The sequence below is a fragment of the Ideonella sp. P3_A4 genome, assembly GCF_056403075.1.
The window spans coordinates 1-8,469 of record NZ_JBFUGE010000256.1; the positions used below are offsets into that span (position 1 = coordinate 1).

The following is an 8,469-nucleotide window of genomic DNA, read 5'->3' on the forward strand; positions in this document are numbered from 1 at the left end:
GCTGCACGCCCAGGCGCGTCTCCAGGTCTTTCAGCCGCTTGCTTGCCGCCGCCAGCGCCAGGTGCTCACGCTCCGCCGCACGCGTGATGCTGCGCGATTCGGCGATAGCGAGGACGAGGTTGAGGGTGACGAGGTCGAAGCGCATGGCAGGCAGGAATGGGGTGCGACGACTGCCTTCACCCGCACCGCGCCACCCCGGTCGGGCAGACAGCCGGGGCCGGCGCTCAACCGGTAAGTTTCACGCCAGCAGCCCATCGCAACCATGATCGTGCACGAAGGCTCGATGGCGTGCGCACGGATGTTCTCAAGGGAGCCTTCGCCGTTTGCGAATGGTAGCCATGCCGCCTCCCGGCGTCCACCCGAGGCGCAAAGTGCCCGGGTGGTGGCCCCGCCTGACATCAGTCGATACCGGGAGCCTGCGCGCCGAAACCGCGCGGCTGCGCCACGGACAACCCAGCCCCCGCTCGAACGGGGGTGGCGGCTTTCCTGGGCAGAACCGCCGCGCGATAACGCCTGTCGCCCGCGGCCAGCGCGCCGCCCAACGCGATGAGCAATGCACCGGCCCAGATCCAGCCCATGAAGGGCTTGTCCTGCACGCGCACGAGCCAGCGCCCATCCTGGGTCGCCTCGCCGAGCGAGACGTACAGATCGCGCCACAGCCCGCGGTCGATCGCCGCCTCGGTCATCGGCATCTGCTGCACGACATAGATACGTCGCTCCGGGTACAGCGTGGCCACGCGTTCTTCGCCTCGCGTCACGTCGGTCACGTCGAATCGGCCGCGCGCCGCCAGGTAGTTGCTGCCGTCGACGCGCCTCAGCTCGGTGAAGGCGAATCGGTAGTCGCCCAGCATGGCACTTTCGCCAACGCGCAACCCGAGTTCGTTTGATGTTTCAAGGCTGTTCACCAGCGTGACGCCGATCGCAAACACGCCCAGCCCCGTGTGCGCAGCCACCATGCCCCAATAGCTCAATGGCGGGGAGCCCAGGCGCGCCCGCCAACGCGTGCCCGCAGGTTGTTGCCATAGGCGACGCAGAAGATCGGCGCCAGTGCCCAGCAACAGCCAGGCCGCCAGCGCGAGGCCGAGTGCCGCGCGCCATGAGAGGGCCAGCGTCACCCCGGCTACCACGGCAAAGGCCACCGCCGCCATCGCGGGCCCCGCCAGACGCTGCAACACACCCGACACCGAGGCCCGCTTCCAGCTTGCCGCCGGACCAATGGCGGCGAACAACAGCAAGGGCATCGTCAGCGGCACGAACACCGCGTCGAAATACGGCGGGCCGACAGAGATCTTGCCCAAGCCCAACGCATCCAGCGCCAACGGGTACAGCGTACCGAGCAGCACCGTGCCGGCCGCAACGGCCAGCAGCACGTTGTTGAGCATCAGCAGCGACTCACGCGAGAACAACGCGAAACCCTTGCCCAGACCCACGGTGGGCGCACGCCAGGCGTACAGCGCGAGCGCACCGCCGATCACCACCGCCAGGAACAGCAGGATGTACAGCCCGCGCCGCGGGTCGCTGGCAAAGGCATGGACCGAACTCAGCACACCCGAGCGAACCAGGAAGGTGCCCAGCAGCGACAACGAGAAGGCCAGGATCGCCAGCAGCACCGTCCAGCTCTTGAAACTGTCGCGCTTTTCGGTGACGGCCAGCGAGTGGATCAGAGCCGCCCCCACCAGCCAGGGCATGAACGAGGCGTTCTCCACCGCGTCCCAGAACCACCAGCCGCCCCAGCCCAGCTCGTAGTAGGCCCAGGCGCTGCCGAGACAGATTCCGAGCGTCAGAAAAGCCCAGGCCAGCAGCGTCCAGGGTCGCGTCCAGCGCGCCCATGCCGCATCCAGCTGGCCGCCAAGCAAGGCCGCGATCGCGAACGCAAATGCCACCGAGAAGCCGACATAGCCCATGTAGAGCACCGGCGGGTGAACCATCATGCCCAAGTCTTGCAGCAGCGGGTTCAGGTCGCGCCCATCGGGCGGCGCCGGCAGCAGGCGGTCAAACGGGTTGGACGTGAACAGCAGGAAGCACAGGAAACCCACGCTGATCAGCCCCATCACCCCCAGCACGCGCGCCACCAGCGCATCGGGCAGGCCCCGGCTGAACCAGGCCATCGCCACCGACCACAACGCCAGGATCTGGATCCACAGCAGGATGGAGCCTTCGTGCCCACCCCAGACGGCGCCGATGCGGTAGTGCAGCGCCAGGTGCGAATTCGAATTCGAAGCCACGTAGGCCAGCGAAAAGTCGTTGCTGACGAACGCGTGGACCAGCGCGCCGAAGCCGAGCGTCACGAACAGGCACTGGCCGGCAGCCGCAGGTCGGGCCAGCGCCACCCATCGCGCGCGGCCGCGATGAGCACCGAGCAGCGGCAGCGTGCCTTGCACACAAGCCAAGCCCAGCGCCAGCACCAGTGCGAAGTGGCCGAGCTCGGTCGTCACTGCGACAGCCCCGCTGGCTTGGCATCGGCGGAGGCTTTTTTCAAGGCGTAGGCTGCTTCCGGCGGCATGTAGTTTTCGTCGTGCTTGGCCAGCACCTCATCGRCCACGAAGACCTGGTCCGGCAGCAGCCGCCCCTGGACCACCACGCCCTTGCCCTCCTTGAACAAGTCGGGCAAGGCCCCGCGGTAGCGAACCGGCAGGCGCTGCGCCATGTCGGTCACGATGAAGCTCACCGTGACACCATCGCCCTGCCTCTGCACGCTGCCACCTTCCACCAAACCGCCGAGACGAAAGCGCTGCTGAGAGGGGGCATCGCCCGCCACCACTTGGGTGGGCGTGAAGAAGAACACCATGTTCTTCTTCAACGCCGACAACACCAGCCAGACGCTGATCGCCAATGCGGCCAGTCCGGTGGCCAGCAGCGCCAACCGTTGATGACGCGCCCTCATTCGACCTCGCCCAGGCTGGACTCATCGCCCGCATGGAACGACTTCACCCGTCGCAACGCGGCCCGGAGCCGCCACGTCAGCAGGACCCACTCGCCCACCAGGCCCACCACCACCATCCCCAGCGAGCCCCACACATAGATGCCGTAGCCACCCATGCCGACGAATTCGCTCGCGCCACGCCAACTCATACCGCCCCCTCCGCGGCGCGCGCCGCCCAACCCGTATGACGCTCACGCTCGAGCACGATGCAACGCAATCGCGCCAGCACCGCAGCGATCGCCAACAGCCACAGCCCCAGCGCGCTCGCCAACAGGCCCAGCAGCATCTCGGGTGCCAGCGTCGGTGCACTGCCGAGGGTGATCGAAGCGCCCTGGTGCAAGGTGTTCCACCACTTCACTGAGAAGTAGATGATCGGCACGTTGACCACGCCAACCAGCGCCAGCAGCGCACCGGCGCGGTCGGCGCGCTGCGCGTCCTCGATCGCCGACTGCAGCGCGATGAAGCCGACATACAGAAACAGCAGGATCAGCACCGAGGTCAGGCGAGCATCCCAAACCCACCAGGTGCCCCAGGTGGGTTTGCCCCACAGCGCGCCTGTCCACAGGCACAGGAACGCGCTCAAGGTGCCCGTGGGCGCCAGGGCCTGCATCAGCATGAACGACAAGCGCGTGTTCATCACCAGCCCCACGCCAGCCCAGAACGCCATCGCCACGTAGACCACCATCGCCACCCAAGCGGTGGGCACGTGGACGAACAGGATGCGATAGACCTCGCCTTGCTGATGGTCGGTGGGCGCCACCAGAAAGCCGACGCCCAAGCCCAGGCTCAGCACGACCACGCCGCTGACGAGCAACCACGGCAACAAGCGGCCGATGGCGAAGTAAGCGGCCTGCGGCGAGGCGTACTTCCACCATCCAGCGCCGTTAGGAAACGAGTGCCTGGCCGTGGCCGGGTCGTGCGATGTGGCAATCAAGACAGTTCCTTGGTGACCTGCAAAGAGTTCAGTTCAACGCGATGCGCAGCGCCGCCCCCGCGGCCCAGGGCGCCAACGCGAACGCCGCGGCCAACAAAGCGCCCAACAGCTGCAGGTGAGCGGCAAAGTTGCCGCCACTGGCCTGCGCACCCACCGCACCGGCGCCGAACACCAGCACCGGCACATACAACGGCAGCACCAACACCGCGACCAGCGCGCCACCGCCGCGCAAGCCCAGCGTCAGGGCACCGCCGATGGCGCCCACCAGGCTCAGCACCGGCGTGCCGATGAACAGGCTCGCCGCCAGCACCTGTACCGACTCAGCGGGCAGGTCGAACTGCAACGCGATCAGCGGCGTCAGCAGCACCAGCGGCAGCCCCGTGATCAACCAATGCGCGAGGACCTTGCCGATCACCACCGCCACCAGCGGCTGGGCCGACAGCAGCATCTGTTCCAGCGTGCCGTCGACCAGGTCGTGGCCGAAGATCCGTCCCAGTGACAACATCGACGCCAACAGCGCCGTGGCCCACAACACGCCCGGCCCCACGCTGCGCAACAGCGCCGGCTCGGGCCCTACGGCAAGCGGGTACAGCATCGCCACCATCACAAAGAAGAACAGCGCGGCCAAGGCGTCGCCAGGCCTACGCCAAGCCAGCAACAGGTCGCGACGCGCAGCATGCACCAGCACCTTCAGCATGGCTGCGGCTGGGCCGCACTGCGAGCCGACAGGTCCAGCACGTGGGATCTGACAGCCGTCAACGAGCGCGGTTGATGCGTCGTGTAGACGACGATGCCGCCGCGCGTCAGATGCTGTTCCAGCGTCGCATGAAGGGCATCGGCGGCGACGTCGTCCAACGCGGTGAAGGGTTCGTCGAGGATCCACAACGGCGGCACCTGCGTCACATGCAGCCGAGCCAGTCCAACACGTCGGCGCTGGCCTTGCGACAGGCGCCCCGCCGGTCGCCACGCCGCACGCGACAGCCCGACGCGGGCCAGCGCCTCGACAGCGCCGCGACTGTCCAGCGTCCGGCCGGCGAGGCGCTCGCCGAGCACCAGGTTCTCGACACCGGTCAGTTCGTCTTTCAGGCTGTTCGCATGGCCAAGGTACAGCAGCGCCCGATGAAAGTCCGCGCTCGCCTGGTACTTTCGGTGGATGTCATGCCCGCGCCAGAGCACGGCCCCGGCGGACGGCCGCGTCAGGCCGCACAGTTGGCGCAGCAGACTGGTCTTGCCAGCGCCATTGCGCCCTTTCACCCACAGGGCTTCGCCGGCGCCGACTTCGACGCTCAGCTCATCGAACAACGCTCGCCCCTCTCGCACGCAGGCGAGCCGCGAAGCACCCAGCGTCACGGCGCCGACGCCGCCGCGCGCGGTGCCGGCGGCTGGACATGCGCCACGGCCTTGCCGCCTTCTTTCTCGTAGTCCTCCGAGCCGGTCGCGCCGGCGATCGTGTAGCCCTTGGCGGCCAGCAGGTCGCCTGCGGCACCGGCGCGCTGCGCGTGGTTCGACACCGTCAGGATCAGCCTGTCCTTGGGCAGATAGGCGAGTTGCTTTTCGAGCTCGCTCGCCTGCACGCTGAGAAAGACCGGGAAGCTGCCATACCGGATGTGCTCATCGGGACGCCGCACATCGAGCACGAGCAACTTGTCCGGCTTGGCGAGCAACACGTCGACCTCGTCGCGGGACAGCTGTTTGGTCTTGTACTTCCAGGCCGGTGCAGCCGGCGCGGCGGCAGCCGTCGCCGTAGCTGCAGCTTGTTGGGCCGAGGCAGTGAACGCCGCTGAGGCCAACGCCAGAAGGACCACGAGACCGATGTTCTTCATTGAGCTTGCTTTCATGGACAGGGTGCGATCGGCACGCATACGAACTGGCTCAAACGCTGAGCCTTGCGCGCCGCGAACAACCATCTCAGCAGCAACCATGCCAACGCAAAAGACACAGAAACGCATCGCCATGCGTCTGCTCAGCACGACTTCCAACAGCGTCGCGCTGCAATTGCAGCAGTCACCGATGCGTTGCTGTCGGCAGTCCAACAGTGCGTGCAGCTGCGCGGTCACGTCGATTGGTTCGATGGCGCCGGCAGTCGGTTGTCGGCACGAAAAATGGCGCTCGAAGCGACTGCCGTCATGTCGATAGTTGCTGTTCTGCTAGGCACGCAGCCTGCTTGGAGGCGTCCCCTGATTCGCCTCCAACCTGAACCTAGCAAAGGGCATTCCGTGAGCCGTAAGAGAACGCAGAAGAGAACAACCAACTTCCCAGACCAACAGACTTCAAGTCGATTCCGCCTCGCGCCTGTCGCCGCCGTGGCGGCCGGGATGGCCCTGCTGGCCCACGGCCCACTGCGCGCAGCTGATGCAGCGCCACCTTCAGCCGACAACGTCGCCGAGCCGGGCCAGGCCGGCGAGTCCGCCGCGCTGGACGCCGTCACCGTGCGCAGCCGCAATCGGATCGAGAAACTGCAGGATGTGCCTTTGTCGATCTCGGTCGTTCAAGGGGCCGAACTCGAGCGCCTGAGTGCCCACGGCATTGACGCGATCACCCAGCGCGCCGCCAACGTGTCGTGGAACCTGGGCAACCAGCGCACCAGCAGCCTGTCGATCCGAGGCATCGGCAAGATCGGCCAGACCGAAGCGCAAGACCCCAGTGTGGGCATCATCGTCGACGGTGTCAGCTACGCCTACAACGCGCTCACCTCCAGCTTCGACTTCGTCGACATCGACACGATCGAAGTCGCCCGCGGCCCGCAGGGCACGCTGCTGGGCAAGAACGCCAGCGTCGGCAACATCATCTTCACGACGCGCCGCCCATCGTTCACGCCCACCAGCGACTACACGCTCGAGTTCCGCGACCACGACGGCCTGATGGCGACCGCGGCGGTCGGCGGCCCGGTGGTCGACGGCCTGCTGGCCTGGCGCGGCACCGTCTCGGTCAACCGCGGCCCGGGCGACATCACCAACCGGTACAACAAGGACATCACCTACACCAACAGGGACCGTGTCTCGGGCCGCGTCCAGTTCCTGCTGACGCCCAGCCCCGACTTCAGCGCACGTCTGGGCTTCGACCTGCAGCCCCGCGCCGGCGAAACCACCAACGGCCGCACGGACTACAGCCCAACGCCGACCACCTTCGCCGACGGCAGCCCCAACACCGCACTGGACAACGCGGGCCGCCTGGGCCGCCGCTGGTTCACGCAGAGCGGCATCTTCAGCGTCGATGACTACTTCAACTCGCTCAGCAACGACAACCAGCGGCCGCTGGTCACCGGCAGCCGCGGCGCAACCGCCGAGTTGAACTGGCAGATCGGTGGTCACACGGCGACCTCGATCACCGCCTACAAGGACTACCACTTCGACGCGGTCAACGACGAAGGCACCCCCTTCGATGTCTACCGCAATGCAGGCGGCTTCTGGAACGACTACAGGCAGGTCAGCCAGGAGCTGCGCATTGCCTCGCCCACCGGCGGCTTCGTCGACTACCAGGGTGGCCTGTACTTGATCAGTATCGACAACTCGGCCACCTATCGCCGAGGCTGGGGCAACGACGCCGGCGCCTGGTTTGCCACCAATGCGCAGTACACCTTGCTCGATGCCACCAGCACCGGTCGCAATCTGCTGACCAACTCGCTGGCGAACCTGAACATGGCCTACAACTCACCGACCGGCGAGCAGAAGATCGAGAACAAGAGCGCCGCTGTCTTTGCACAGGCCAACTGGCACCTGAGCGATGCACTGACCTTGACGACCGGCGCGCGGCTGACGCACGAGGACCGCCGCAATACCGGCAGCTCGTACATCAGCGACAACGGCAACGGTGCCGAGCTGAACCCGGTGTCCGTGTCTTCGGCGGCGGGCACCGTCAACCTCGGCGGCTTCGCGACGACCTCGTCCGGCGCGCTGGATGTCGGCAACAGCGCCGAACAACTCGCCTTGGCCGATGCCACCGCGCTGAAGTACTTCGGCGTGGCGTCGTACAGCGGCCTGAGCGCCGCCCAGATGGGCGAGATCGCCGCGGCCAAGGCGATCCGCAAGGCGGCCATCGGCGTGGTGTTCAACCGCACGACGGCCGAGTCCTACCGCGCCAACCAGCCGGCCTTCGTGATCAGCCCGAGCTACAAGATCAACCGCGACATCACCGCCTACGCGTCGTTCCAGCACGGCGAAAAGGCTGGCATCTCGCAACTGGTCAACGGCGCGTCGGCATTGGTCCAGCCCGAGAAGACCAACTCGTTCGAGCTCGGACTGAAGACCTCGCTGCTCGACAAGACCTTGATCTTCAACGCCGACGTGTTCCTGACGCGAATCTCGAACTACCAGCAGTCGGTGCGGATCGTCGACCAGTACACCACCGACCTCAACAACGGCGACCTGCACCCGGGCGATCCCGGCTACGTCTACGCCTACGTCTCGGCCACCGGCAACGTGCCCAAGGTGCAGGCCTCCGGGCTCGAGATCGACGGCGTGTACGCCGGCATCCCGAACACGCTGCTGCGCATTTCGGGCGCCTACAACCGCGCGGTCTACAAAGAGTTCCCGAACGCCGCGCAACCCGTGGAGAACGGCTTTGCCGGTGCCCCGCCCTACCGCGATCTCAGTGGCCAGCCGCTGGCCGGTGC

General features: G+C 66.8%; 9 protein-coding genes. 1 reads left to right on the forward strand and 8 read right to left on the reverse strand.

The features are described from left to right. The 8 genes from AC1DYI_RS20250 to AC1DYI_RS20285 all read right to left on the reverse strand — a co-directional run. Positions 1 to 145, reverse strand: a 145-nt coding sequence (locus AC1DYI_RS20250; RefSeq protein WP_477205940.1) for a helix-turn-helix domain-containing protein, incomplete at its 3' end; no start/stop codon positions are given. Positions 146 to 398: 253 nt separating this feature from the next. Next, positions 399 to 2,435 (reverse strand): heme lyase CcmF/NrfE family subunit, encoded by a 2,037-nt coding sequence (locus tag AC1DYI_RS20255; protein ID WP_477205932.1) that lies wholly within the window; start codon positions 2,433 to 2,435, stop codon positions 399 to 401. Continuing rightward, entirely contained in the window at positions 2,432 to 2,884 is a 453-nt protein-coding gene (gene ccmE / locus AC1DYI_RS20260; RefSeq protein WP_477205933.1) for a cytochrome c maturation protein CcmE, read from the reverse strand. The genes AC1DYI_RS20255 and ccmE overlap by 4 nt, the downstream gene beginning before the upstream one ends. Then, positions 2,881 to 3,072 (reverse strand): heme exporter protein CcmD, encoded by a 192-nt coding sequence (gene ccmD, locus AC1DYI_RS20265; protein WP_477205934.1) that lies wholly within the window; start codon positions 3,070 to 3,072, stop codon positions 2,881 to 2,883. The genes ccmE and ccmD overlap by 4 nt, the downstream gene beginning before the upstream one ends. After that, positions 3,069 to 3,857 carry a heme ABC transporter permease CcmC gene (gene ccmC, locus AC1DYI_RS20270; RefSeq protein WP_477205935.1) on the reverse strand — a complete coding sequence of 263 codons (789 nt, stop codon included), beginning with the start codon at positions 3,855 to 3,857 and terminating at the stop codon, positions 3,069 to 3,071. The genes ccmD and ccmC overlap by 4 nt, the downstream gene beginning before the upstream one ends. Positions 3,858 to 3,885: 28 nt before the next feature. Beyond that, entirely contained in the window at positions 3,886 to 4,554 is a 669-nt protein-coding gene (gene ccmB, locus AC1DYI_RS20275) for a heme exporter protein CcmB (RefSeq protein WP_477205936.1), read from the reverse strand. Next, positions 4,548 to 5,207, reverse strand: coding sequence for a cytochrome c biogenesis heme-transporting ATPase CcmA (gene ccmA / locus AC1DYI_RS20280; protein ID WP_477205937.1), 660 nt, complete (start codon positions 5,205 to 5,207; stop codon positions 4,548 to 4,550). Before ccmA ends, ccmB begins: the two co-directional genes overlap by 7 nt. Further along, a complete protein-coding gene (locus tag AC1DYI_RS20285; RefSeq protein WP_477205938.1) occupies positions 5,204 to 5,914 on the reverse strand; it encodes a rhodanese-like domain-containing protein in 711 nt (236 codons plus the stop codon). The genes ccmA and AC1DYI_RS20285 overlap by 4 nt, the downstream gene beginning before the upstream one ends. Positions 5,915 to 6,172: 258 nt before the next feature. Between AC1DYI_RS20285 and AC1DYI_RS20290 the strand changes: the two genes are divergently transcribed. Beyond that, the coding region (locus AC1DYI_RS20290) for a TonB-dependent receptor (protein WP_477205939.1) at positions 6,173 to 8,469 on the forward strand (2,297 nt) is incomplete at its 3' end.

Coding starts and splice junctions, on each gene's coding strand:
- ccmD (WP_477205934.1), bottom strand. CDS start 3,072: ATGAGTTGGCGTGGCGCGAGCGAATTCGTCGGCATGGGTGGCTACGGC.
- ccmB (WP_477205936.1), bottom strand. CDS start 4,554: ATGCTGAAGGTGCTGGTGCATGCTGCGCGTCGCGACCTGTTGCTGGCT.